27 protein-coding genes are annotated in these 24,800 nt (G+C 42.0%); 16 read left to right on the forward strand and 11 right to left on the reverse strand.

Features of this window, described 5'->3' with window-relative positions; genetic code table 11:
* Positions 1 to 131: 131 nt before the first annotated feature.
* From MHH23_RS05105 to MHH23_RS05130, 6 genes are all read left to right on the forward strand, one after another.
* Entirely contained in the window at positions 132 to 527 is a 396-nt protein-coding gene (locus MHH23_RS05105) for a hypothetical protein (RefSeq protein ID WP_024719792.1), read from the forward strand.
* Positions 528 to 542: 15 nt separating this feature from the next.
* Positions 543 to 1,208: a stress responsive protein LiaH gene (liaH, locus tag MHH23_RS05110; protein ID WP_340959026.1), complete on the forward strand. Its 666-nt coding sequence runs from the start codon at positions 543 to 545 to the stop codon at positions 1,206 to 1,208.
* A gap of 111 nt (positions 1,209 to 1,319) precedes the next feature.
* On the forward strand, positions 1,320 to 2,189 hold the full coding sequence (gene liaG, locus MHH23_RS05115) for a LiaG family protein (RefSeq protein WP_340959027.1): 870 nt from the start codon (positions 1,320 to 1,322) through the stop codon (positions 2,187 to 2,189).
* A gap of 69 nt (positions 2,190 to 2,258) precedes the next feature.
* A complete protein-coding gene (liaF, locus tag MHH23_RS05120) occupies positions 2,259 to 2,984 on the forward strand; it encodes a cell wall-active antibiotics response protein LiaF (protein WP_017359271.1) in 726 nt (241 codons plus the stop codon).
* Positions 2,981 to 4,045, forward strand: a complete 1,065-nt coding sequence (gene liaS, locus MHH23_RS05125; protein WP_007500303.1) for a two-component system sensor histidine kinase LiaS — start codon at positions 2,981 to 2,983, stop codon at positions 4,043 to 4,045. The genes liaF and liaS overlap by 4 nt, the downstream gene beginning before the upstream one ends.
* Positions 4,042 to 4,677 carry a response regulator gene (locus MHH23_RS05130; RefSeq protein ID WP_007500305.1) on the forward strand — a complete coding sequence of 212 codons (636 nt, stop codon included), beginning with the start codon at positions 4,042 to 4,044 and terminating at the stop codon, positions 4,675 to 4,677. Before liaS ends, MHH23_RS05130 begins: the two co-directional genes overlap by 4 nt.
* Before the next feature lie 42 nt (positions 4,678 to 4,719).
* On the opposite strand, the gene MHH23_RS05135 is transcribed toward MHH23_RS05130, so the two are convergent.
* The 4 genes from MHH23_RS05135 to MHH23_RS05150 are packed head-to-tail and all read right to left on the reverse strand — an operon-like array spanning position 4,720 to position 8,749.
* The gene (locus tag MHH23_RS05135; RefSeq protein ID WP_007500307.1) at positions 4,720 to 5,088 is read right to left on the reverse strand and encodes a hypothetical protein; all 369 of its coding nucleotides are present in this window, start codon (positions 5,086 to 5,088) and stop codon (positions 4,720 to 4,722) included.
* A 37-nt stretch (positions 5,089 to 5,125) separates the two neighbouring features.
* Positions 5,126 to 6,247 carry a Ger(x)C family spore germination protein gene (locus tag MHH23_RS05140; RefSeq protein WP_340959030.1) on the reverse strand — a complete coding sequence of 374 codons (1,122 nt, stop codon included), beginning with the start codon at positions 6,245 to 6,247 and terminating at the stop codon, positions 5,126 to 5,128.
* Complete coding sequence (locus tag MHH23_RS05145; protein WP_178929903.1) at positions 6,244 to 7,338, reverse strand: GerAB/ArcD/ProY family transporter; 1,095 nt, start codon at positions 7,336 to 7,338, stop codon at positions 6,244 to 6,246. Before MHH23_RS05145 ends, MHH23_RS05140 begins: the two co-directional genes overlap by 4 nt.
* On the reverse strand, positions 7,325 to 8,749 hold the full coding sequence (locus MHH23_RS05150) for a spore germination protein (protein WP_340959031.1): 1,425 nt from the start codon (positions 8,747 to 8,749) through the stop codon (positions 7,325 to 7,327). The genes MHH23_RS05145 and MHH23_RS05150 overlap by 14 nt, the downstream gene beginning before the upstream one ends.
* 113 nt (positions 8,750 to 8,862) lie before the next feature.
* On the opposite strand from MHH23_RS05150, the gene MHH23_RS05155 reads away from it, so the two are divergent.
* Both MHH23_RS05155 and fumC read left to right on the forward strand, forming a co-directional pair.
* Positions 8,863 to 9,030, forward strand: coding sequence for a YvzF family protein (locus tag MHH23_RS05155; protein ID WP_017359274.1), 168 nt, complete (start codon positions 8,863 to 8,865; stop codon positions 9,028 to 9,030).
* Between the two features lie 87 nt (positions 9,031 to 9,117).
* Entirely contained in the window at positions 9,118 to 10,512 is a 1,395-nt protein-coding gene (gene fumC / locus MHH23_RS05160; protein WP_017359275.1) for a class II fumarate hydratase, read from the forward strand.
* 113 nt (positions 10,513 to 10,625) lie between these two features.
* On the opposite strand, the gene MHH23_RS05165 is transcribed toward fumC, so the two are convergent.
* Positions 10,626 to 11,504, reverse strand: coding sequence for a TetR/AcrR family transcriptional regulator (locus MHH23_RS05165; protein ID WP_017359276.1), 879 nt, complete (start codon positions 11,502 to 11,504; stop codon positions 10,626 to 10,628).
* A 192-nt stretch (positions 11,505 to 11,696) separates the two neighbouring features.
* Here MHH23_RS05165 and spxO point away from each other — a divergent pair, with 192 nt between their 5' ends.
* Positions 11,697 to 11,861 (forward strand): anti-adapter protein SpxO, encoded by a 165-nt coding sequence (gene spxO, locus MHH23_RS05170; RefSeq protein ID WP_008347070.1) that lies wholly within the window; start codon positions 11,697 to 11,699, stop codon positions 11,859 to 11,861.
* A 21-nt stretch (positions 11,862 to 11,882) separates the two neighbouring features.
* Here spxO and MHH23_RS05175 read toward each other — a convergent pair whose 3' ends face one another.
* Positions 11,883 to 13,214: a HAMP domain-containing sensor histidine kinase gene (locus tag MHH23_RS05175; protein WP_017359277.1), complete on the reverse strand. Its 1,332-nt coding sequence runs from the start codon at positions 13,212 to 13,214 to the stop codon at positions 11,883 to 11,885.
* Complete coding sequence (locus tag MHH23_RS05180) at positions 13,211 to 13,885, reverse strand: response regulator transcription factor (protein ID WP_017359278.1); 675 nt, start codon at positions 13,883 to 13,885, stop codon at positions 13,211 to 13,213. The genes MHH23_RS05175 and MHH23_RS05180 overlap by 4 nt, the downstream gene beginning before the upstream one ends.
* 337 nt (positions 13,886 to 14,222) lie before the next feature.
* Here MHH23_RS05180 and MHH23_RS05185 point away from each other — a divergent pair, with 337 nt between their 5' ends.
* The gene (locus tag MHH23_RS05185; protein ID WP_340959032.1) at positions 14,223 to 15,593 is read left to right on the forward strand and encodes a S1C family serine protease; all 1,371 of its coding nucleotides are present in this window, start codon (positions 14,223 to 14,225) and stop codon (positions 15,591 to 15,593) included.
* Between the two features lie 41 nt (positions 15,594 to 15,634).
* On the opposite strand, the gene MHH23_RS05190 is transcribed toward MHH23_RS05185, so the two are convergent.
* Positions 15,635 to 16,477: an oxidoreductase gene (locus MHH23_RS05190; protein WP_144665985.1), complete on the reverse strand. Its 843-nt coding sequence runs from the start codon at positions 16,475 to 16,477 to the stop codon at positions 15,635 to 15,637.
* A gap of 113 nt (positions 16,478 to 16,590) precedes the next feature.
* Between MHH23_RS05190 and MHH23_RS05195 the strand changes: the two genes are divergently transcribed.
* The 3 genes from MHH23_RS05195 to MHH23_RS05205 all read left to right on the forward strand — a co-directional run bounded on the left by MHH23_RS05195 (position 16,591) and on the right by MHH23_RS05205 (position 18,337).
* Positions 16,591 to 17,037, forward strand: a complete 447-nt coding sequence (locus tag MHH23_RS05195) for a YusW family protein (RefSeq protein WP_171465740.1) — start codon at positions 16,591 to 16,593, stop codon at positions 17,035 to 17,037.
* A gap of 145 nt (positions 17,038 to 17,182) precedes the next feature.
* Positions 17,183 to 18,013 (forward strand): ABC transporter ATP-binding protein, encoded by an 831-nt coding sequence (locus MHH23_RS05200; protein ID WP_008347057.1) that lies wholly within the window; start codon positions 17,183 to 17,185, stop codon positions 18,011 to 18,013.
* 72 nt (positions 18,014 to 18,085) lie between these two features.
* Positions 18,086 to 18,337: a YusU family protein gene (locus MHH23_RS05205; protein ID WP_017359282.1), complete on the forward strand. Its 252-nt coding sequence runs from the start codon at positions 18,086 to 18,088 to the stop codon at positions 18,335 to 18,337.
* A 31-nt stretch (positions 18,338 to 18,368) separates the two neighbouring features.
* On the opposite strand, the gene MHH23_RS05210 is transcribed toward MHH23_RS05205, so the two are convergent.
* Genes MHH23_RS05210 through MHH23_RS05220 form a run of 3 tightly spaced genes read right to left on the reverse strand, consistent with a single transcriptional unit; the run spans position 18,369 to position 19,128 of the window.
* On the reverse strand, positions 18,369 to 18,716 hold the full coding sequence (locus tag MHH23_RS05210) for a spore coat protein (RefSeq protein ID WP_160758016.1): 348 nt from the start codon (positions 18,714 to 18,716) through the stop codon (positions 18,369 to 18,371).
* Positions 18,717 to 18,728: 12 nt separating this feature from the next.
* Positions 18,729 to 18,980 carry a hypothetical protein gene (locus MHH23_RS05215; RefSeq protein ID WP_060698253.1) on the reverse strand — a complete coding sequence of 84 codons (252 nt, stop codon included), beginning with the start codon at positions 18,978 to 18,980 and terminating at the stop codon, positions 18,729 to 18,731.
* A 10-nt stretch (positions 18,981 to 18,990) separates the two neighbouring features.
* Positions 18,991 to 19,128 (reverse strand): YuzL family protein, encoded by a 138-nt coding sequence (locus tag MHH23_RS05220; RefSeq protein WP_008347049.1) that lies wholly within the window; start codon positions 19,126 to 19,128, stop codon positions 18,991 to 18,993.
* A 199-nt stretch (positions 19,129 to 19,327) separates the two neighbouring features.
* On the opposite strand from MHH23_RS05220, the gene MHH23_RS05225 reads away from it, so the two are divergent.
* From MHH23_RS05225 to MHH23_RS05235, 3 genes are read left to right on the forward strand one after another with little or no spacing between them, the layout of a single operon-like run.
* Positions 19,328 to 21,715 carry a 3-hydroxyacyl-CoA dehydrogenase/enoyl-CoA hydratase family protein gene (locus tag MHH23_RS05225; protein WP_268430645.1) on the forward strand — a complete coding sequence of 796 codons (2,388 nt, stop codon included), beginning with the start codon at positions 19,328 to 19,330 and terminating at the stop codon, positions 21,713 to 21,715.
* 12 nt (positions 21,716 to 21,727) lie between these two features.
* On the forward strand, positions 21,728 to 22,903 hold the full coding sequence (locus tag MHH23_RS05230; protein ID WP_268430646.1) for an acetyl-CoA C-acetyltransferase: 1,176 nt from the start codon (positions 21,728 to 21,730) through the stop codon (positions 22,901 to 22,903).
* Between the two features lie 14 nt (positions 22,904 to 22,917).
* Entirely contained in the window at positions 22,918 to 24,699 is a 1,782-nt protein-coding gene (locus tag MHH23_RS05235; RefSeq protein ID WP_017359285.1) for an acyl-CoA dehydrogenase family protein, read from the forward strand.
* The last annotated feature ends 101 nt before the right edge of the window (positions 24,700 to 24,800 follow it).

The raw sequence follows: 24,800 nt of genomic DNA on the forward strand, positions 1-24,800 counted from the left end.
CTATAGATTCAACCGCTCAGTCTGAGCCATGTTACGACTCTGGTCGCAATCAAAGATCAATCTACGACACGTTTTGCCGGCTTCCTTTTTTGACTATAGTTAAAGCAAGGAGCAAGAAAGGAGGCATGAAGATGAAAATCACAAGTAAAACCATCATCGGTTCAATCCTGATGTTTATCGGTTTATCCATCTTCTTTGGTGGTTCATTGGGCGGGCTGATCCCGACTTTGATTGGGGCGTGGCTCATTTATGTAGGTGTCAAAAAATATGATAAAGGCAGTAAAACAACAGGGGTCATACTCTCTATTATCGGTGTATTGCTCGTCGCACAGTCACTGCCGTTTTTACTCGGAATCGCATTTGCTGGAGTACTTCTCTACTTTGGTTGGAAGATGATCAATGGTGAATCTGCAAAGGAATCATCCGGCAGAACAACATATATGGAGCCAAACACGGCACCGAACATGGAAGAATCTATGCACACGTCATTTGATCAAGAATGGGAAGACTTTTTAAAGAAAAAATAAAGGGAGGAATATGAAATGGTATTAAGAAGAGTACGTGATATGTTTGTTGCAACAGTCAATGAAGGCTTAGATAAATTGGAGAATCCGCGTGTCATGCTGAATCAATATGTTCGTGATATGGAGGACGATATTGCCAAAGCGAAGCATGCGATCATTAAACAGCAAACCATTCAGCAAGGTTTCTTGAGAAAAGCAGAAGAGACAGAAGCATTTGCTGATAAGCGAAAGAAACAGGCGGAGCTGGCGTTTCAGGCAGGAGAAGAAGAACTTGCACGGAAAGCACTGACTGAAATGAAGTATTTTGAAGAAAAGCACAACGAATATCAAGATGCCTATCAGCAATCTGTTAAACAGCTGAAAGAGCTGAAAGAACAGTTGCAGCATCTAGAAACAAAACTGTGTGATGTTAAAGACAAGAAGCAAGCGCTGATTGCAAGAGCCAATGCCGCACAGGCAAAGCAGCATATGAATGAATCTATGAATAAGGTTGATAGTGAAAGTGCTTATAAAGAATTTCTACGCATGGAGAACCGTATAGAGGAAATGGAGACAAAAGCGGGTAGCTATGCACAATTTGCCGATCAGGGTGCTTATGCTCATCTTGATTACGCTGATGAGGTTGAAAAGGAATGGCAAAAGCTTAAGCGATCAAAGCAGCTTGAGAAACAGCCGGCAAACTAATGGAAATGTGTCAAAACGGAAGAAAAACAGGATTTTTCTTCCGTTATTTGATTTCTTTCTGTTTCGCTTTTCCTTATAATAAAAAGGTCAAAGGATAAAGGGATGATATAAATGAAACGGTTCATTGGTCTAATTTGTATACTTGTTGGTGTTTTTTTGATGATTGGGATGCTTTTCAAAAATGGAGATCTCTTTCATTTGAGCTTTTCTCGTGATAAAGCGGTCACAACAGCTTCAGCGAAAAAGGATGAGGTTGAACAATTAGATATCTCTCTTTCTGGATTTCGCATCAAGGTGAAGCCGGAAGATCGTTCGGATATTTCTGTGATGGTTGTGAATGGAAAAGGGAAAATGTATGCGGAACAAACAGGCGGAACATTCAAAGTCCGTGCTGAAAATAATGGATTTTTGTTTTTCTCTGCATTTGAAAAAGGAGAACTCTTAGTCAAAATTCCAACAGATTATCATAAAGATGTGAAAATAACAGGTGGAATCGGCGTGAGCGAAGTAAATGGCGAAGGAAAGCTGTCTCTTCAAGATGTGACGCTCAAATCAACGAGCGGAAACCTCACAGCTGAGAACTTCTCAGCAAATCGTGTGGAAATCAAAGCGACTTCTGGCAGACTTTCAGTGTCTCATATTGATGCGAAGGAAAGTGATATTGGTGCCACTTCTGGTCGTGCTGATATTCAAGATGTAAAAGGAAAGCTGCAATTAGGCATGACAAGCGGCAGGCTGACAGCAAGCTTTGATACAATTGATTCACCAGTCGACTTTCACATGACATCAGGCAGTGCGAAATTTAACTTGCCAGATAAGGGAGATTTCAAAGTCCAAGTGAAAAAAACGAGTGGACGTATTGATCATTCGTATGATTTTGACCAAGCGGATAGTGAAGGCCGAGGTTTTACAGGCACGCATGGGAAAGGGACACACTTAGTCGATATTGAGATGACAAGCGGAAACTTAAAATTGCGGTAAACAAACGTAAAAAGGAAGGAGGCGAGTCAACTGCGTTTTTCTAGAAATCAAATTTTAGGCATCATTGTGATGATTTTCGGTATAAATCTTTTTCTCAAAATTATTGGGATTGGGGCAGACTTATTTTGGCCAGTGTTTTTTGCTCTAGCTGGTTATTGGCTGCACTCTCGATCTAAACGTTGGCTCGGTTCGGTTTCCTATATTTTTGCAGGCTTTCTCTTCTTGAAGTTTCTACTAAATATCACGTTTAGTTTGACTGGGTATTTATTTGCTGCCTTTTTGATCTATGCGGGCTATCGTTTATTGAAAAACAAACCTGTTTTTGATGTCGATAAAAAGGAATCATCAGACGATGGAAAGCCTTCACTGAAAGTCAATCTTGAAAAAGAGGGCGATCAGAAGAAAACAAAAAGCCAGACAAAGCCGCGCAAAGAACATGATTTCTTCATCGGTGAAGTCAGGCTGATGAAAAAACCATTTCAATTAAGCGATTTGACCATTTCAGGTTTTATTGGCGATGTCAAAATCGACTTATCAAAGGCCATCATTGCTGAGGAAGAGAGCACGATCGTCATTAGTGGGCTCATCGGAGATGTCGATATTTATGTACCTCAGGATATTGAAGTATGTGTGAGTGCTTCGGCTGCGATTGGTGATATGAAAATCATTGATGAAAAAAGAAGCGGGTTCGGCAGTAAAGTGTATGTCATGACAAATGATTATGATGAGAGCAAGCGAAAAGTGAAAATCTCCATTTCTCTCCTGATTGGGGATGTGGATGTGAGGTACTTATGAGGAAACTGCATTTAGGCATCCAGTGGCAATCTGTTCGTCTTGCAGTCGGTATCTCGCTTGGTGTTGTCATCATGACGACACTCCCAATGTTTTTTTATTACCAGCTTGATCCCATGATTTTGCTGTCTACGCGGTGGTTCGGCATCCCGTTTTTTTGTATTTTGCTCATTATTAGTCTAGCCATTGGTGTATCAGCGGGGCATGTGTTTGGCTATCAGCATAAGAAGCGGCTGGATCAGCTTGTAGAGTCGATTTTGAAGTTTGAAAATGGGAATTTTGCCTATAGACTGCCTTCTCTAGGTGATGATGAAATTGGTTTGGCGGCAGATCAATTAAATGAAATGGCGAAACGAGTGGAAGGGCAAGTAGCCTCCTTACAAAAGCTTTCAAATGAGCGAGCTGAATGGCAGGTTCAAATGAAAAAATCGGTTGTCTCAGAAGAGCGTCAGCGTCTAGCGCGTGAGCTGCATGATGCAGTCAGCCAGCAGCTATTCGCCATTTCGATGATGACGTCTGCGATTCTTGAAGGGATGAAGGAAAAGGATGAAAAGATTTTAAAGCAAATGCGTCTTGTGGAACGAATGGCTGGCGATGCACAAAATGAGATGCGTGCACTCCTTCTGCATTTAAGACCGATCACCCTTGAAGGAAAAGACTTGAAAAAAGGCTTGATTGAGCTACTCAATGAATTTCAGGCAAAGCAGCCAATTGATATTGATTGGGAAATAGAAGATGATGCTCCGCTGTCTAAAGGGGTGGAGGACCATCTGTTCCGAATTGTGCAAGAAGCCCTTTCCAATGTGTTTAGGCATGCAAAGGCGACAAAGGTGACAGTACGTCTGCTTATTCGGAACCGTCAAGTTCAGTTGAAAATTATCGACAACGGGATTGGTTTTCAAACAGATCATGTGAAGACTGCTTCCTACGGACTTGAATCGATACGAGAAAGAACAAGTGAAGTAGGCGGTGTCGCAGAGATTATGTCATTTGAGGGAAAAGGCACACAAATTGATGTGAAGGTTCCTATTTTTGATGAAGGAAAAGGAGAGAACGTTCGATGATTCGAGTGCTTTTAATTGACGATCACGAAATGGTGAGAATGGGTCTTGCTGCTTTTTTAGAGGCACAGGCGGATATTGAAGTCATCGGTGAAGCGTCAGATGGACAAAAAGGTGTAGAACTAGCGGTTGAATTAAAGCCAGACGTGATTTTAATGGACCTTGTTATGGAAGGCATGGATGGCATCGAAGCAACGAAAAGAATTTGTCAAGAAATAGAGGATGCTCGGATTATTGTACTGACGAGCTTTATTGATGATGATAAAGTGTATCCAGTTATTGAGGCTGGTGCTTTAAGCTATCTTTTAAAAACATCGAAAGCAGGGGAAATCGCTGATGCCATCAGATCTGCGAGTATCGGTGAACCAAGACTTGAATCAAAAGTAGCTGGAAAGGTCATGAACAAACTCCGCCATTCATCAAATGGGTCCATTCTGCACGATTCGTTAACCGCAAGAGAAATGGAAATATTAAAGCTGATTGCCGATGGGAAATCGAATAAGGTCATTGCTGAGGAATTGTTTATTACCATCAAAACAGTCAAGACGCATATTACCAACATTCTTTCCAAGCTTGATGTAGAAGACCGCACACAAGCAGCCGTGTATGCACATCGCCATAAGCTGATTCAATAAAAAAACAGCTTTCAAATGAAAGCTGCTGGAACATGCGCAAAATTAGTCCTTCTGTCCTGTGATTGGACGTTCGGATAGTTGATGGAGCTCAGGAACTGGAAAAGCCTCCTGCTCCTCGGCCGATTTGTCTTCCAGGGTTTTCTTCATCTCGGAAAGCAGTTTGACGCTTTCCTTTGCCACTGCCGCTTTTTTCTCTTGCAAATCAATGATCTGTGAAAGTCCAACAAATAAACCGCCTCCAATCAGAAGGAGCGCAGGGGTTTGTCCATAATAAATCACGATCAAAAATGTGCTTGAAAAGCTGTCGGCTTCAATGAAGAAATCTTCTTTTGATTGCATGAATACCACGACTAACAGAAGTATTCCTAGAATCAAAAATAGAATGCCGGCCGAAAGTAAAGCTCGTTTCATGATTGACACCCTTTTTTTCTTACCATTTTAACATACTCTATAAGGATTGTGTTGCGCCCTTAGTCCCGAAGTCACGGATTTTCACATTTACCTTGTAACGAATATCCGATTCACTGAAAATGTCATCCCAATGTTTTGCTTCTTTTCGGAATTCCTTCGGATAGGCAATACTCGCTTTTTGATAAAATCCACAAATATCTGCTTTGATCTCATGCTGTAATTCCCCGATAAAATCTTTTACATTTTCCTCCAGTCGATGTGCCACGACTTTCTCAATTTCTTGGAGGTATTTTTCATTAAATGAATTTTCCCGTTCATTCCAATCCTCAGACAATCTTCCATCAAGCTCCACTGACACATCAAATTCATATTTGCCACTGGCTGTTTTATGGGTGTCAATGTTGTGTTTGATTTTAAAGATCTCAAAAGAATAAATGCTATTTTCATATTGGAATTCAATCACTCCGCCTGTTGCATCTCCAGTCAGCAGGTTGTAGGACTGCACCGCTAAAGGAGAGATGTTGGTGAGAAATCGTTTGTTCTGAATAATCGAGGCACCATCCAGCATTAATTTGCCCTGACTGACACTGACTTTCGGAATGGCAAAGGATACGTTGTTTTGCATAGCAGAAGAAATATCTCCTAAGGAAACGGGCTTGAACATACGAATGGTCGTTTTTGTATTCGAAGAAATATCGTATAAGGTGGAAGCGGCAGGCTGGCCGTCGTCATTGATTTTCAGCATATCTCCAGGTTTCTCAGAAGCCATAAAGACAAGGCTTCCTCTTCGTGTTTCATTGTCCCGAATGAATTGATTGATGACCAAATCGAAATTATTTTCATTGATAAGGTCTTGAGAAAACAAATAAACCCTCAGCTGCTGAGCAAAAATGCGGTGTGTTTTTAGGGCCGTCGTACGAAAAATTTGGTGTATGGAATCACCGCTTGTTTCAATAATCTTCGTCGGATCTTTCACGCTTGATTCTTGCTCAATTTTTTGCGGAACGAGCACCTGCATAGACAGCTTCAATTTATGTCCGTTATCTCCTTTATCTACAGCAAATCCAATTGCCATGTTGAGCTCCTCGATATTTGTACTATCCCAGCACCCACATAATAGAATCAGTGAGAAGAGCGCAAGAACCGCTTTCTTTTTCATGCTGTTTTCCGCCTCCTTTTGAAAAATACGATGATAAATAAAAGAAACGGGAGTATACCAAATAGAAGAAAGAACAAGTTGTTTACGTAGGTTAAATAGTCTCGGACCATATCAACATCTTTTGGGAAAAGAGCGGCAAAGAAGATCACAATGCCCATCAAGGCGAGCGCGATTTTTTTAGGGAATTTAGTCAATTTGATGACTCCTATCGTAGCAAAAAACGTATATCCTACAAAGCTCGTATAAAGCTGGACAAGCCAAACAATCAGCAAAAAGGATTCAATCCGTTCAATAAAAATCCCCTGAATATCAAATGATTGAAATAAGGCAATGGTCGGCCACGTCAGAGTCGCCGTTTCTTTCACCGTGAGCGCACCAACCACAAGAATATAGGTGAAAATATAGATGATCGCAGGAATCAAAAAGCCGATGGAGCCATATGCAAAAGTGTGTTTTTGCGTATTCATATAGGCAGGCATGAAAAGCATCATTTCAATGCCGACAAACGAAATGGCCGAAGCATTCAAGGAATTGAAAACAGGGGAAATGCCCTCTCCTAAAACTGGCCGTAGGTTATCGAGCTTAAACTCTTGTACACTAAGTCCGTAGGCTACAAATAAGATGATGAGTGTGACAATCAGAAAAAAAGGGCACAGTCGGGCAAAATCACCAATCCCCCCAATCACAAGGTAAAAACCAACCAAAATAAAGCTGATCATCGTCACGGCTACAGGTGTGTTTTGAAGTAGAAAGAATTTCACCATCTCAGACATGGCTCGTACTTCATAGCTGGCAACGCCGAGAAAGTAAATAATAATCAACAGGTTGGCAAGTGAGCCAATCCATTTCCCAAGTCCTTCTTTTGTATAGTCATAGTAGGAAGAAAAGGAAACCTTTTTCATCATGAGCACATTGACAAAAATGAACACAATGTATATCACACTCATGAGTAAGAGTGCAATCCAGCCGTCAGGTGTAGGCGCAGCTTGAGCCATTGATCTTGGCAGAATCATCATACTTGCACCTAGTGTGGTATTGGCGATAATGGCACTTGCCTGATAGCTTGTGATCGACTCTTTATGATTGACCATGTCGTTCCCCTTTCTTTTGATTTTTCAAAGGCAATCTGATGATGGAATTGTCCTCATTTTTATAACTGAACACAAAATCTGGTGAAAAATATGGGGTGCCAAAGCTTTTTTGTCTTGTCAAATGAGTGAGTAAGACGAGCATAAACAGGACAAGTCCATATAAACCGAATGCAGCTGCAGTAAACATGGATACAAAGCGAAGGACACGAAATGATATCCCCATTCCATATTGAGGAAAGGTAAAGGATGCAAGTGCAATGACGCTGACAATAATGACCATAATGGAGCTGACGATATGGGCTTGTACGGCTGCCTGCCCAATGACAACACCGCCCACAAGTCCGATTGTTTGTCCAAGTGGATTAGGAAGCCTTAACCCAGCCTCTCGCAGCAGCTCAATGGTCATTTCCATGATGAGTGCTTCCACAATAGGAGGAAAGGGGACATTCTCTCGTGTACTTGAGATGGAAATAGCTAAAGTTGTGGGCAAAAGGCCTTGATGGAAGGACACAAGGGCAATATAAATGGCTGATAAAAACAATGTGAGAAAGATGGACGTAAAACGTAGCAAACGAATAAGAGAGGCGGCGATCCATCTTTCATAATAATCATCAGGTGACTGCATAATTATCGCAAGGGAAGCAGGCACAATTAAGATAAAAGGCGAATGATCAACAAAGATGGCGACGCGCCCATTGTTTAAAGCAGATGCGACTTTATCAGGCCGTTCTGTGTTTTGAATTTGCGGAAAAGGAGAATATACATTGTCTTCAATGAGCTCCTCAAGAACGCCTGAGTCTTGAATATCATCAATGGTGACTTGTTTGAGACGCTTTTTTACCTCTTTTAAAACAGAGGGCTCAACGATCCCGTCAATGTACATGATCGATACTTGGGTGTATTTCTTTTCGCCGATTTTCATATCTACTGTTTTGAGATCAGGGTTTTTCAAACGCTGTCTGACGAGAGCTAAGTTCGTGTTGATATCTTCAATGAAACCAATCTTTGGTCCTCTTACGACGGTTTCAGATGTAGCATCTCCTAAACTGCGTTTCTTCGTTCCGTGCGTTTCTAAAATATAAGCGTGCTGAAATCCATTAATCAGTACGACACAATGTCCTTGAAAAATGGCATCTACCAGCTCTTCAGAGGTTTTCACCGTACGAGTTGTCATCATTGATAAATTGGATTCTAGCTTCTCTTTTGTTAGAGTTGCATGATCTTGCAATAACAGTTTTAAGAAGGTTTGAATCTGCATCGTTTCGTTCATTTCTTTAATGTATAAATAGTAGACAACCTGTCCATGAGGCAATGTTTTTTTCTCATGGATCAAATCATCCATGTCCTTTAACTGAGGGAGAATGACAGAGAGATTATCGTATAAGTGCTCTTTCAATGGAGTTTGATTCAAATGGATCACCCGCCTCAATTTCTTTTTCTTAGCATTACCTGCTTGAAAAAACAATATTCTGTGTTACATTATTTTGTGGTATATGAAAGAATCACGGTGTTGGAGGAAAGAAGATGGCGCAAATTCGTTTAGCAGGAACAAAAGAGGAGATCGACCTTATTCTACAGTCGTTTGACAAGCATTATGAGGTGACTTATACGTCAAAAGATTACGGAAAAACAAATCCAAAATACAAATATTCCAAAGATGTTCGTGTTTATATTGAACTAAAATTAAAATAAAGATAAAATTTTAATTGAAAACGCTTAAAGGATTTTCGTTTTTTGTATAGAATAGAGTTGAGTGATGAAGCTATGGAGGGATACATAATGACAGAATTTAGAATCGAAAAAGATACAATGGGCGAAATCAAGGTGCCACAGGACAAGTTCTGGGGTGCACAAACACAACGAAGCAAAGAAAATTTCAAAATCGGTTCTGAGAAAATGCCAAAGGAAGTTGTGAATGCGTTTGCAATTTTGAAACGTAGCACAGCGATTGCGAACGAACGTCTAGGCAACTTAGAAAGTGAAAAAGCAGAAGCGATTGCTGCTGTATGTGATGACATCATCAGTGGAAAATATGACGAGCATTTCCCGCTTGTTGTATGGCAAACAGGAAGTGGAACACAAAGTAACATGAACATGAACGAAGTCGTTGCAAATAGAGCAACTGCTTACTTGAAAGATAAAAATAGTGAATTCAGCATTCACCCGAATGACGATGTCAACCGCAGCCAAAGCTCAAATGATACATTCCCAACGGCTATGCACGTGGCAGCTGTTTTAGCTGTGTACAAAAAGCTATTGCCTGCGATTGACCAGTTAAGAGCGACGCTTGATGAGAAAGCAAAAGCATACCAAGAGATCGTGAAAATTGGCCGTACGCATTTGCAAGATGCAACACCTCTTACAGTGGGCCAAGAGATTAGCGGCTGGGTGTACATGCTTGATCGTTCAAAAGAAATGATTTTAGAATCTACTGAAAAAATGAGAGAACTTGCCATTGGCGGAACAGCTGTTGGTACGGGAATTAACGCACATCCTGAGTTTGGTAAATACGTGGCAGAAGAAATCAGCCAGTTAACAGGTCAAACGTTCAATTCTTCACCAAACAAATTCCATGCGCTGACAAGTCATGATGAAATCACATATGCACACGGTGCGCTTAAAGCACTTGCAGCTGACTTAATGAAAATTGCCAATGATGTGAGATGGCTTGCAAGTGGTCCTCGCTGCGGAATTGGTGAATTGATCATTCCTGAAAATGAGCCAGGCAGCTCCATTATGCCAGGAAAAGTCAACCCAACTCAAAGTGAAGCTTTAACAATGATTGCCGCACAAATCATGGGGAATGATGCAACGATCGGTTTTGCCGCAAGCCAAGGAAACTTCGAGCTGAACGTATTTAAGCCGGTCATCATCTATAACTTCCTGCAGTCAGTTGAATTGCTTGCTGACGGTATGAACTCATTCCATGACAAGTGTGCCGTTGGAATTGAACCAAACCTAGAAACAATCGAGAAAAACCTAAACAATTCATTGATGCTTGTGACGGCACTCAACCCGCACATCGGATATGAAAATGCAGCAAAAATTGCGAAGCTTGCGCACAAAGAAGGATTAACACTAAAAGAAGCTGCCCTTCAATTAGAACTATTAACAGAAGAGCAGTTTGAAGAGTTTGTGAAACCAGAAGAAATGGTGACACCGAAAGCAAAATAAGACACCAGAGGCCTCTGTGCCTCTGGTTTTTTTATGGAAACTCCCTGAAATCACAGAAAAGAAGTTTGATTGTTTGTCACAATCATAAACCCAGGGCAACCAAGCCCTGGGTTTTATAAATGATCTTCTTTTAGAATGCGTAATAAGGAGCCTGAGACCGGCTGAAGTGGTGTGTATAATTTCAATTGGTAAAGCATGCCTTTGACGATGACTTGTCTTGGTTTTTGTTTGTTTAACTCATTTTCTAAAATGCCAAGCGCTTCAAATAAATCTGGCTCGTCTTTCACTTCATAATGTGCTTCTGCCAGCTCTCTTAATTCTTTTAATAGAGATTCTGTGAGCGGGTCAAATGATCGTTCATAAATCGGGCCGAACCAGTCGCTTGCTTGGTCCACAGAAATGAGTGGATGGTCATTGCGCTTCATCATACCGCCCATTAGATCATCGATACGGTGAATCATTGTTGCGGCAAGCTCCTCTGCTTCGAGCTGAAAATCATATAAAATGGCAAGCTCAAAGTAAACGTGACTCATGCCCTCAATCGTTAAACATAGATCAGCCATATAAGGAATGGCTGCATCTCCATACACTTGCTTAATGTTATCAATGTGCAACTGAATCGTCGCAAGTCGAATTTGCTTTGCGAGCTGCTGCGTTTCTTCGTTCAATGGGAGCGCCCTGTCGCTTAGCTGCATTTTAATAAAATCTTTTTGCTGCAAAATATTATCGTAATAGACAGTGAGCTGTTTCCGGTAGGCCTCTTTTGGTGTGCCGCCCTCTGTTTGAACCTCGTGAATCCGGGTAAATACCTTATCGTAATAGTAATGCAAGATCGAAATAAGCAGTGCTTCCTTCGATTTGAAATAAAGGTAAAACGCACCCTTTGACATGTGGCATTCATCTGCAATTTCCTGAACAGACGTTGTATTATAGCCTTTGCTGGCAAATAACTTCATACCAGCCTCAATAATCATTTTTTCTTTCTTTTTCAATATGAATGTCATCCTTTCTTACCGAGAGACAAATGTCTTAGGAAACGTGCGCAAAGAGATGTGACTTATCGGTCATAAACGACAAAACTTTTCAAAAATTAATCAGATTGTAACTTGTTTTTTACAGTGTAATTCTTTATATTATAAAGTAAGGTGACCAACCGGTCAAAAAATGTGAAAGGATGATGTTCCATGAGAGAAATTGATGATATGATTAGACGCTTGAAAGCAAAAGGAATTCAAGTAGAAAAAGTCAAAATGCCGAAAGAGACAACCATTGAAAAGAAATGGATGTATCAAGCTGGCAAGAAGATCAAAGCCACATACCGTGATTTCAATGGGTATTCATTCATCTAAAAAAAGACTGCGGTGTAAAACCTACAGCCTCTTCTTTGGAACAGTGATCGTATAGCGTACACCTAGTTCATCATTTTCAATTGATATGGACGCTTGATGCATTGAAAGAATTCGTTTGACAATGCTTAATCCAATGCCGAATTCGCCCTTTTTTCCCTTACTAAAAGGTTCGTATAGGCTGGATAGCATGTGTTCTTCAATTGGAGGGCCATCATTACGAATGACGATGCGAATTTGATCCTCTTCCTGCTTCATATGAATATCAATTTTACTTTTTGCGTAACGCAGTTGATTTTCTAATACATTTTCAAATAATTTGCTCCATTGTTCTGGATCGCCTTCAAGTGCAGCCTCATCATCTAAGTCCACGTTCCACTGCAATTCATTTTTCGACCAGCGTAAACGGTCAACCACTTCCAGCATTGTATTACTCACAAGGAAGGGAGAATGCGCCGGATGTTGTTTTGATAAATAATCAAGCTTTGTTAAATACAGCAAATCTTTGATTTTCTTCTCAAGCTTTTCCGCTTCGCCTTCAATCACTTCCACCGTTTGTTCAAGATCTCCTTTAGGGAAAATTCCATCTTTAATAGACTGCGTATAACCGCGGATGACCATCACAGGTGTTTTTAAGTCGTGTGATATATTTTGCAAAAGCGTTCGTTCTGTTTCATCCTTTTGAATGAGCTTTTGTCTCATTTCTTCAATCGTATGCCCCAGCTTGCCAATTTCATCTTGCCGGTCAACAATCACAGGATCGTCCCAGTCTTCTTGTGCAATGCGCTTGACGTGCTTTTCAAACGCGACGATTGGACGTGATAAGTAGCGGGCGAGCCAAATCGATGGAATCCAGCTTAGTAAAATAACCGTTCCTAAGATGAAAATAAGCTGTTTAAACAGTGTAAAGGACAAGTCATCTCGATAAGAATCGGGTGCATATGACAAGAGAATATATTGTGTATTGCCTGTTGAGACTTTTTTGATCACAAAAAAGATATGCTGGCCATTCACTTCTTCAGAATAGCGTTTTGTTGCGCTTTTTTGTTTTTTAACAAAGGACTGCACTTTTTCAATAAAGGCATGCGGGAAAAACTGAGCCATTTGATTTAATTCATCTGACGGAATCAGAATGTGCTGAACCGAGCGGTTTTCTGGTGTCGACTTTGGTGAGCCGTCTCGATTCAGAGGGTATTCTGTTAACACTTGCTGCTCGTTTTCGATGTTTTTATAAATTTCATTCGTAAAGAAGCTGCGTAATGTATTTGAAAATAAAATGATCAGGACAATCGAGATGGTGAGTAAAATGCCAGAGATGACAACCCAAATTTGAAAAGCGAGTGGTTTATTCTTCATCCTTTTAGCATCCTATAGCCAAATCCATAAATGGTCTCGACTTTTAAGTCAGGCATTTTTTTGCGCAGCCGTCTGACAAGATCATCGACCACACGATCTGTCCCGAAGTAATCGTGCCCCCAGATCTTGACGAGGATATCTTCCCGGGAAAAGGCATGTCCTTGATGATGGGTAAATAAGAGCAGCAAATCAAATTCCTTAGACGTTAAGTTAATCAGCTGATCTCCTTCATACACCTCTCTTACGTCCTCATGAATGATATAGGAAGAAACGGGTGTGACGCTTTGCTGCGGTGTGTCACTGTTTTTATATACAAGCTCCAGCAGCTTTTGCACGCGGATGATCAGCTCGCGCGGAAGAAAGGGTTTCGCAATATAATCACTGCTCCCGAGTTCTAAGCCAAGCACACGATCAATATCTGCATCACGTGCCGAAATAAAAATGACCGGTACGTCAGGCGAGGCTGCTTTGATTTCTTTAATGAGTGTGTAGCCGTCTGTATCAGGCAGCATAATATCTAAAATCCATAGATGCGGGGGCTTGTTCATTGCTTCGCGTGCCGCTTCTCCGGTTAAAAAAGAGGACACATTCCAATTTTCACTCTCTAAATATTTGGTTAACAGTTCATTTAAATTCTGCTCATCTTCAACTAAATAAATGGTGTACGACAAAGTCTTCCACATCCTCTCAACGTCATTATAACGGGATACAAAGGCGGCATGTCAACAATCACACGCTTTTTTCACAATTTCACATATTCTTCTCATCATTATCCCATAATGTTTGTTTATGATAAGCTCAAGGGAAAAAAGGGCATAGACAAAAGGCTAATGAATAGGTGCTTTTCACCAATGTGCACACCTTGCTTTTTTTCTATGAATAAGTATTATATAATTTGACATATTGTCATAAAGAATTTTTCAATGATATTGCCATTAAGAGGACATGAGTCCTGTCTAGACATATGAATGAAGCATTTCATGAAAATGATGCAAAGGAGTGCAAGCGATGGATTTCCGAAGAGAAGATGAAGAGAAAAAGATGAATGATCAAGAACACGCACATCAAGAGAATGAGAAACAAATAGAAGAACCAGAAAAAGAGAAAGAACTCGTTTTTCACCACCATGAAAACGAAGCATCTGCCTCTCAGGAGAGGGTGTCAAACGGGTCTCCTCAAGTGATTGATGACCGTTCGTCTAAAAAGGAGAAAAAACGGAAGGCTGCATGGCTGAGTCCTATTCTTGGAGGGATTATTGGTGGCGGTCTTGTGCTTGGCATTACACCGCTTTTACCGCAGTCACAAGATACAGTGGCAAACACTCAAACCCAAACAGCATCAAGCGAACCGGCTTCATCTGAAAATTTCTCAACAAAACAAATCACCAATGCGACGAATGTTGCTGATATGGTAGAAGATTTAGAGCCGACGATTGTAGGGGTCTCAAACTATCAATCTACACAAAACTCGTTCGGTCTTAGCGGTGATTCAACTGAAGCAGAAGCTGGAACGGGTTCTGGTGTCATCTTCAAAAAAGATGGCAAAAAAGCATACATTATCACAAATAACCATGTAGTCGAGGGTGCCAATAAATTAAAGGTCACACTATACGATGGAAAAACAAAAGATGCGAAGCTTGTCGGCAGTGACGTAATGACAGATTTAGCTGTCGTGGAAATAAATGCTGACGGCATTGATAAAGTTGCAAGTTTTGGAGATTCTTCTAAGCTTCGTGCTGGAGACAAAGTCATCGCAATCGGGAACCCGCTCGGTGCGCAGTTCTCTGGTACAGTAACAGAAGGGATTATTAGTGGTCTCGATCGTACCGTTGAAGCCAATACATCATCTGGAACCGTTGAGATGAATGTGCTTCAAACAGATGCAGCCATTAACCCTGGAAACAGTGGCGGTCCGCTGATCAATACAGACGGTCAAGTCATCGGCATCAACAGTTTGAAAATTAGCGAAAGCGGAGTAGAATCACTCGGATTTGCGATCCCAAGTAACGATGTAAAACCGATCGTAGATCAGCTGTTGAAAAATGGAAAAGTCGAACGTCCTTACCTTGGCGTACAAATGATTGACCTTGAGCAAGTGCCTGAAACGTATCAGGAAAATACACTTGGCCTATTTGATAAACAAATCGGTAAAGGCATTTATGTAAAAGATGTTTCAAAAGGATCTCCTGCACAAAAAGCAGGCTTGAAGTCTGGAGATGTCATCATCAAGTTCAAAGGAAAAGATGTAGCGAACAGCTCACAACTGAAAGAAATCCTTTATAAAGAAACAAAAATTGGCGATAAAACGACAATGACTGTCATCCGTGATGGAAAGAATAAAAATCTTGATATTACCCTTGGGCAGTCTGATAACGAATAAAAGAAAACAGGTGGATAATCGATCCACCTGTTTTTTTGTGCCTATTTTTTTGAAGATAGTGTCCGTAAAATAATGTTTTCCCATACATTCCAAGGCAGGAGCTGCTTTGCTATGAATGAAAGCCGAACACCTTTCCCGACAAGATACCTTAGCTTCTTTAGCCGCTTCTTCTCTGCAAGCGAAACCACAAGCTCTGCAACTTCGCCGGGATCTCCATAGTTGTTTTTTTGCGCCTCTATATAGGACATCATGTTTTCATAAATAGTTGTGTATTTAGAACCTGCTGCGGGTGGTGTCATTTGCTCATTCATGGAGGTGTTCCAAATGTTCGTTTGGAAAGAACCCGGCTCAATCAAAGCGGCCTGAATGCCAAACGCAGCCAGCTCAATTCGCAAACTCTCTGTATAGCCCTCTAGCGCAAACTTTGACGATACATATGGAGAGAGTGCGGGCATTCCCATGAGTCCGCTGATACTGCTCATATTCAATATTTTTGCACCGCTCGTCATCAACGGAAGGACTGCTTGTGTCATTTCCATCACACCAAAGACATTCACTTCAAATTGCTCACGGTACTGATCAACAGGCACCTCTTCAGCAAAACCAGCATAGGCCGTTCCCGCATTGTTCACAAGCAGGTGAATGGGAGCATAGGCATTAAGCCTTTTCTGAAATGCTTGAATGGACTGTGTATCTGTCACATCTAATGCTTCAATATGTATCGATTCGGATAAAGCGGCGTTCTTTACTTCTTCGGCAAGCTTTTTCGCATTGGTTTCCTGTCTTACGCCAGCAATCACAGTGTACCCTTGCTGAGCAAGACGCAATGTGATGAGCTTTCCAAATCCGCTGTTGGCACCAGTCACAATGGCTGTTTTATTCATCATCCGGTTCTCCTTTTTGTTTTAATCTACCATAGTCTGCTGTTTTATTGAATAACGAAAAGGGGCTTGGAGAAGAATAAAAAACGATGCTATGAAATAGGAGGAAATACATGATGTGCTGGAAGAAGGCGGGACTGCTAGGAGTGCTGTTCTTTATGCTGTCTGGCTGTCGTTCAATCGAACCAATACAACATCCGCATGAAGCAGAAGCTGAAAGTCTGTCAGCTGTTCAAATGAAGGAACTGCCATTTCAGCATTTGCAATTGCACGTACAATATGGACAAAAAAGCGAATTATATGAAGCTACCTACCGTCAAGCTGGTGGAAGAGAAGAAGCACTAATTCGAGATCATATGAATGGTGTCCGCTATGAAGGAGAAGAAGCTTTACGTGAAATGAAGATGAAGCTCAATGATATGTCGATTCCTAGTGCAAAGCTGAATGAAACATATGTCAATGAATTATTATCTGCTTTTAATTTAGATGATGATTATCAGCGGATACGAGTCGATATCAAGCTCGAAGATGGGACAAAACGTGCATTCGAAAAGAAAAAGTAAACGAGACTTTCTCATTTTTTAATTGAAAATGATTTTCAAGATCACTTAAATCTGATACACTAAATTGAGATAAGTGATCTTTGACGTCTACATAGACGATATTCAATATAAAAAATTTGGATGAGAAAAGGAGCGTTTGAGCGGAATGAGTGCCATTTCTACTGAAGGTTTAAGCTTAGGTTACGGAGAAACAATGATCATAGACGAACTAAATGTGTCAATCCCTAAGGGTGAAATCACAGTATTTATTGGCAGCAATGGATGCGGTAAATCCACGCTACTTCGCTCTTTGGCCCGTCTCATGAAGCCAATGGGTGGTTCTGTCCTGCTTGAAGGTCATTCCATTGCCAAATTACCAACAAAGGAAGTGGCGAAACAGCTCGCCATTCTTCCGCAAGGGCCAGAAGCGCCAGAAGGATTAACGGTACATCAACTCGTCAAGCAAGGGCGATATCCTTATCAAAATTGGCTGAAGCAATGGTCAAAGCAAGATGAAGAAGCGGTAAATCGTGCACTGAAGTCAACGAAGATGGAAGACCTTGCTGATCGAACGGTTGATTCATTATCAGGTGGACAAAGGCAGCGTGCATGGATTGCGATGACATTGGCACAGGAGACGGATATTATTCTATTAGATGAGCCAACAACGTATTTAGACATGACGCACCAAATTGAAATCCTGGATCTTCTTTTTGATTTAAATGAAAAAGAGCAGCGCACGATTGTCATGGTTCTGCATGACCTCAATCTCGCTTGCAGATATGCGCATCACCTTGTGGCCATTAAAGACAAGTCAATTTATGCAGAAGGAAGACCGGAAACTGTCATTAACTGTGATCTTGTGAAAAATGTCTTTGATATGAACTGCCAAGTAACAACAGATCCTTTATTCGGAACACCGTTATGTATTCCGCACGGCAGAGGACGCTGTATTGTCCAACAGGCACAAGCTGAGACATTTCTTGCTGCAAGATAATCGTATGTGAAAAGCCTGACATCTGTTACACGCAGAGTCAGGCTTTTTTCTGAAAAAAGGAGCGGAATACAAATGGGAAATGAATTAGATGAAAAGCTCGAAGGCCTGCTTGATAAATATACAGAGCTGCTGCTTGGTGAAACGAATGAGGAACTGAAAAGAGATGTCTCGCAGTGGATCATCTATTCTCATATTGCCAAAAGCATGCCGCCTTTAGCCAAGCATTTTAATGACACGTATCCAGAGGCAAAAGAAGACATCAAAGAAACGATTCAGCGGATCAAGCAATTAAATGAAGCTCATCGTGCCAATAAAGACCGTTAAAAAACTGCCAGTACGAGCTGGCAGTTTTTCTTTATGGCATGGGTGATGATCCGTACGGTGATTGATCTGTCAGTGTTTGCTGGAACTTCTGATGTGCCTGCTGGAGCTTCTGCTGGTCAGCGGCTTCGACAGAGTACCAGCCATATTGGAACATGACATCATATAAATGTCTTTGCGTTTTTTGTGTTTCTAGCGCAATTCGCTGAATATCTTGGTAAAGAGATTCATGGCTGAATTCATTGAGCGCTGTGTTATATCCGCTTGTCATATATTTTTCAGTCGACAAAAGGTCTGTGACAAAGTCGCGATCGTTCATGTTTGTCGTTGTTGGAACCGGCGTTTGTGGATTCCCGATTTTTTGTTGGTTTTGCTGTTCCATGTCTGTTACCTCCTATTGCATAAAGCCAGAAGACTGGCCTTGCCCTGAGCTGCCTAAATGTTGAAGTATTTGTGTGTAATGCTGATGGTGCATTTGACCAACTTGATTGAGTTCTTGTTTCAATGTTTGATCCTGACAATGCTCGGCCATAAAGTGGGCTTTTTTCATCGCGATCAAATTCCAGTTCAGCATATCCTCTAGGTACAAGGAATCCTTTACTGAAATTACCTGTGGGGGCATATTCATTTGCTGGTTGTTCAAGATGTGTTCCTCCTTACGATTTCTTTTTATATTGCTGATTTTGACTGGTCTTTTTACCACCTAGGTCTGCTTCTTGTGATGGACCTGCGTTTCCTTTCACACTTGCAGCACTTACGCCTGCTTTTGATGGGTTCTTTTGCAAACGAGACATGTGGACATCACCTCCATTCTTACAATTCCCCCTCGTCTTTAATTCATACGCTGTAAAGAAAGACGCATGAGAATGTGTAAATTTTTGAAATCTGCTATTGAACTGTTTCGGAAAATCTTTTAAGATAAAGAAAGAGGCATTGCTTTTTTTTGGACAAAAAATGAATGACTGTTCATTCAAAATGTTTAGGGGGATATTTATGGGCAAACATATTCGCAAGGCGGCTGTCATTGGTTCAGGTGTCATGGGCTCAGGCATTGCTGCACATCTAGCCAATATCGGGATACCAGTAACATTGCTAGATATTGTGCCACATGAACTGACAAAGGAAGAAACGGCAAAAAAGCTAACGCTTGATCACCCTAGTGTTCGGAATAGATTAAGCCAAGACGCAATGAAAAAATTGTTAAAGCAAAAGCCAGCACCTCTTACTTCAGCCAAAAACCTATCATACATCACACCCGGAAATCTCACAGATCACCTTTCCTTATTACACGATGCTGACTGGATCATTGAAGTCGTCACTGAAAAGCTCAGCATTAAACAACACGTATTCTCTCTCATCGACGAACACCGCAAAGAAGGCAGCATCGTATCCAGCAATACATCCGGTATTTCTGTTGAAAAAATGGCAGAAGGCCGATCAGCTGATTTTAAACGCCACTTTTTAGGCACTCACTTTTTTAACCCAGCTCGTTATTTAAAGCTGTTAGAAGTAATTCCTATTCAAGAAACAGATCCAGAAGTACTCTCATATATGAAAACATTTGGTGAAGATGTACTTGGCAAGGGTGTGGTCGAAGCAAAAGATACACCGAACTTTATTGCCAACCGAATTGGCACTTATGGTCTTCTTGTCACAGTGCGTGAAATGCTTGAGAACAAATACACGATCGGAGAGGTCGATTCTGTCACAGGTCCTCTTATTGGCAGACCGAAAAGTGCGACCTTCCGCACACTTGATGTGGTGGGGCTCGACACATTTTCTCATGTAGCCCGCAATGTGTATGAACAGGTAGAAGGAAAGGAAAAAGATATTTTTCAGCTGCCTGAGTTTATGGAAAGAATGCTCGAAAAAGGGTGGATCGGCAGCAAAGCAGGGCAAGGATTTTATCAAAAAAACGGAAAGACCATTTTAGAGCTTGATCCTGTCACACTCACATACGGAGAACGGACAAAGCTGAAGGATCCTGGCATTGACATTGCCAAGCAGCAAAAGGGGACAAAAGCGAAATTGAAAGCGCTTATTTATCAAGATGGCCGTGCTGGGCAATTGCTTTGGAATATGACCGCACCTGTTCTTCTTTATTCAGCTCAACTAAAAGGCGACATTGCGGATGATATTCAGTCCATCGATAACGCCATGAAATGGGGATTTGGCTGGCAGCATGGCCCGTTCGAGCTGTGGGATGCGATTGGCGTGAAAAAAGCCGTCAGTCGAATGGAAGCGGAAGGGCACAGCATCCCGACCTGGGTGCGAGATATGCTTTCACAAGGACATGACACATTCTATCAAGAAAATGCCGAAGGAGACCGTGCATTTTATCAGAATGGTGCTTATGAACAGGAAAAGGGAAACGAAAAGAATATTTCGTTAGCTAGATTGAAAAAGAAACACGATGTCATTTTTAAAAATACGGGTGCAAGCTTGATCGATATCGGGGATGATGTTGCCTTGCTTGAATTTCATTCGAAAAGTAATGCCATTGGGCTTGATGTCATTGATATGATCAATCGTGCTGTAGATGAAACGGAAAAGAATTATAAAGGACTGGTCATCGGTAACCAAGGAAAGAACTTCTGTGTTGGTGCGAATCTCGCCTTAATTTTAATGGAAGCACAGGACGACAATTTCTTTGAAATTGATTTTGTCATTCGCAGGTTCCAGCAGGCGATGATGAAGGTGAAGTATAGTGACCGTCCAGTTGTGGCTGCACCATTTGGTATGACACTTGGCGGAGGGACGGAGCTTTGTCTACCAGCAGCCGCTATCCAAGCGTCCAGTGAAACGTATATGGGGCTTGTCGAAGCGGGGGTCGGACTCATACCGGGCGGAGGCGGAAACAAGGAACTCTATATTCGCCATCTGCAAGGAGCGGAAAAGCCATCAGCAACTGCGATCCAAGATGCTACGCTACAAACCTTTGAAGCCATTGCGATGGCAAAGGTATCTACATCAGCAGAGGAAGCGCGTGATATGAAGATGCTCCGAGTGAATGACCGGATCAGCATGAATGGTGATCATTTAATCCATGATGCGAAACAACTCGTTCTTTCTCTTGATGAAGCGGGTTATCGTGCACCGCTGAAGCGAAAGGTGCCCGTGATGGGGGAAACAGGCTACGCAGCAATGGTGCTGGCTGCTGAAAACATGAGATTGTCTGGATACATTTCAGACCATGACATGACCATTGCGAAAAAACTAGCACATGTCATTTCTGGCGGCAAATTGCCATTTGGTACAGAGGTGGATGAACAATACTTATTAGAGCTTGAAAGAGAAGCCTTTTTAAGTCTTGTAGGGGAAGTCAAATCTCAGGCACGCATGCAGCACATGCTCGTTAAAGGAAAACCTTTACGTAACTAGGGGGGAGTCAAAATGAGAGAAGCAGTGATTGTAGCTGGCGCAAGAACACCAGTAGGGAAAGCCAAAAAGGGATCATTAAAACATGTCAGACCTGATGATATGGGCGCATTGTGTGTAAAAGAAACGCTAAAGCGTGCCGGTGATTATGATGGAACAATCGATGATTTAATCATCGGATGTGCGACACCAGAAGCAGAGCAAGGACTAAATGTGGCCCGGAATATTGGGGCATTAGCAGGTTTGTCATATACAGTACCTGCTATCACCATTAACCGCTACTGCTCTTCTGGTCTGCAGTCAATTGCTTATGCAGGTGAACGAATTATGCTTGGGCAGGCAGAAACCATTTTGGCCGGAGGCGTCGAATCGATGTCGCAAGTCCCAATGATGGGTCACTCCATTCGTCCAAACGCTCTTTTGGCAGAGCAAGCGCCTGAATACTATATGAGCATGGGCCACACAGCGGAGCAAGTGGCGCAAAAGTATCAGGTCACAAGGCAAGATCAAGATGCTTTTGCGGTGAGGAGCCATCAAAAGGCAGCAAAGGCACTTCAAGAAGGGAAATTTTCAGATGAAATTGTTCCCGTTGATGTGACAGAAAGACGGGTAGGAGAGCAGCATCAACTAGAAGAACGGCAATTTACGTTCTCACAAGATGAAGGTGTCAGAGCGGGCACAACAGAGGAGGTTCTCTCAACGTTACGACCTGCCTTCTCAACAAAAGGCACAGTGACTGCAGGAAATTCTTCGCAGACGAGTGATGGAGCGGCATGTGTCATGATGATGGATCGCGAAAAAGCATCTTCTCTTTCTCTTCAGCCGCTCGCCAAGTTCAGGGCGTTTGCTGTTGGTGGTGTACCACCTGAAGTCATGGGAATTGGGCCGGTTGAAGCTATTCCGCGTGCGCTGAAAATCGCTGGTCTAGAGCTGAAGGACATCGGGCTGTTTGAATTAAATGAAGCATTTGCTTCTCAGGCGATTCAAGTCATTCGTCATTTAGGGATCGATGAAGAGAAGGTAAATGTCAACGGCGGCGCCATTGCATTAGGACATCCGCTAGGCTGTACAGGAACGAAACTCACGCTGTCCCTCATTCATGAAATGAAACGGCGAAATGAACAATTTGGTATTGTGACGATGTGTATTGGCGGGGGCATGGGAGCAGCAGGCATTTTTGAATTGATCTAAAGGGGGAAAACAGGATGAAAGCAATGGAAGAAGTAAAAAAGGGTGGCAGTTTCTTAATTGATGAGACGAATTATGAGCATATCTTTACACCAGAGGATTTCTCTGATGAACATCAAATGATCGGGAAAACAACAGAAGATTACATTTTACAAGATGTCGTTCCGCACATCGATCAAATTGAAAATCATGAATTCGAGCATTCTGTTCGTCTCTTGAAAAAGGCTGGAGAGCTTGGCCTGCTTGGTGCGGATGTTCCTGAGGAATTTGGCGGGCTTGGGCTAGATAAAATCAGCTCAGCCATCATTACTGAAAAATTTGCAAGAGCAGGCAGCTTCTCTCTTTCTTACGGCGCCCATGTTGGGATCGGTTCTTTGCCGATCGTGCTGTTCGGCAATCAAGCGCAAAAGGAAAAGTACCTGCCAGGACTCGCCTCTGGAGAAACAATTGCGGCATATGCCCTAACAGAGCCAGGGTCAGGTTCTGATGCGCTAGGTGCGAAAACAACGGCAGTCCTGAATGAAGCTGGAACACATTATGTCCTCAATGGGGAAAAACAATGGATCACAAACTCCGCATTTGCCGATGTGTTTGTCGTGTATGCGAAGATTGATGGTGAACACTTCTCTGCTTTCATCGTAGAAAAGGATTTTCCTGGAGTCAAAACAGGACCTGAAGAGAAAAAGATGGGCATTAAAGGGTCCTCGACGAGAACGTTAATCCTTGAAGATGCCGAAGTGCCAAAGGAGAATTTGCTTGGTGAAGCAGGCAGAGGTCATGTCATTGCCTTTAACATTTTGAACATTGGACGCTATAAACTGGCTGTAGGGACAATCGGTGCATCAAAACGAGTCATTCAATTATCGGCAGAGTATGCCAATCAGCGCAAGCAGTTTAAAACACCAATTTCTCAATTTAGCTTAATTGGCGAAAAAGCAGCCAACATGTCGGCAAAGCTTTATGCCATGGAAAGTGCTGTATACCGCACAGTCGGGTTATTTGAACAAAGAATGGGTCTGTTAAGTGACGAGGAGCAAAAGGATGGGAAACAAATTGCGCAATCCATTGCAGAATATGCGATTGAATGCTCTCTTTGTAAAGTGCTTGGCTCTGAAACGCTCGATTACATTGTGGATGAAGGTGTGCAGATTCACGGCGGATATGGTTTCATGCAAGAATACGAAGTCGAAAGAGCCTATCGCGATTCACGAATTAACCGTATTTTTGAAGGAACGAACGAAATTAACCGATTGCTTGTGCCAGGCACCTTCTTGAAGAAAGCGATGAAAGGAGAGCTTCCGCTTCTTCAAAAAGCGCAAACCCTACAGGAAGAGCTGATGATGATGATGCCGGAAGAGCCGGGTGATCAGCCGCTTGATCAAGAGAAATACTTACTTGCCCATGCGAAAAAGATCGCCTTGATGGTGGCAGGTATGGCGGCGATGAAATATGGGAAAGCATTAGACAAAGAGCAAGAAATCCTTGTGAATATAGCAGATATCGTCAATGAACTCTTTGCTGCTGAGTCGGCGGTCTTGCGTACGGAAAAAGCAATCGCAGCATCAGGCACAGAAAAAAATGCACAAAAGCTGGCGTATACACAAATTTTCACACAGGAAGCCTTTTTAAAGATTGAAGCTCATGCGAAAGAATCATTGATTGCCATGGAAGAAGGAGATTCACTCCGTATGAGTCTGTCAGCCCTTCGCAAGCTGACAAGATTCACGCCAATGAATGTCATCGCGAAAAAGCGTGAGGTGGCGAAACGAATCTTTGAAGCAGAGAAATATATCGTATAAGACGGCTGAAAAGGTGCGGATATCATGTCGCACCTTTTTGTAAGCATACATTTAGGTTTTTCATATGTTTTGTGATAAAATGTTGTCACTATTTGCAGGAG

The sequence above is a fragment of the Bacillus sp. FSL K6-3458 genome, assembly GCF_038005045.1.
GTDB lineage: Bacteria > Bacillota > Bacilli > Bacillales > Bacillaceae > Bacillus > Bacillus altitudinis.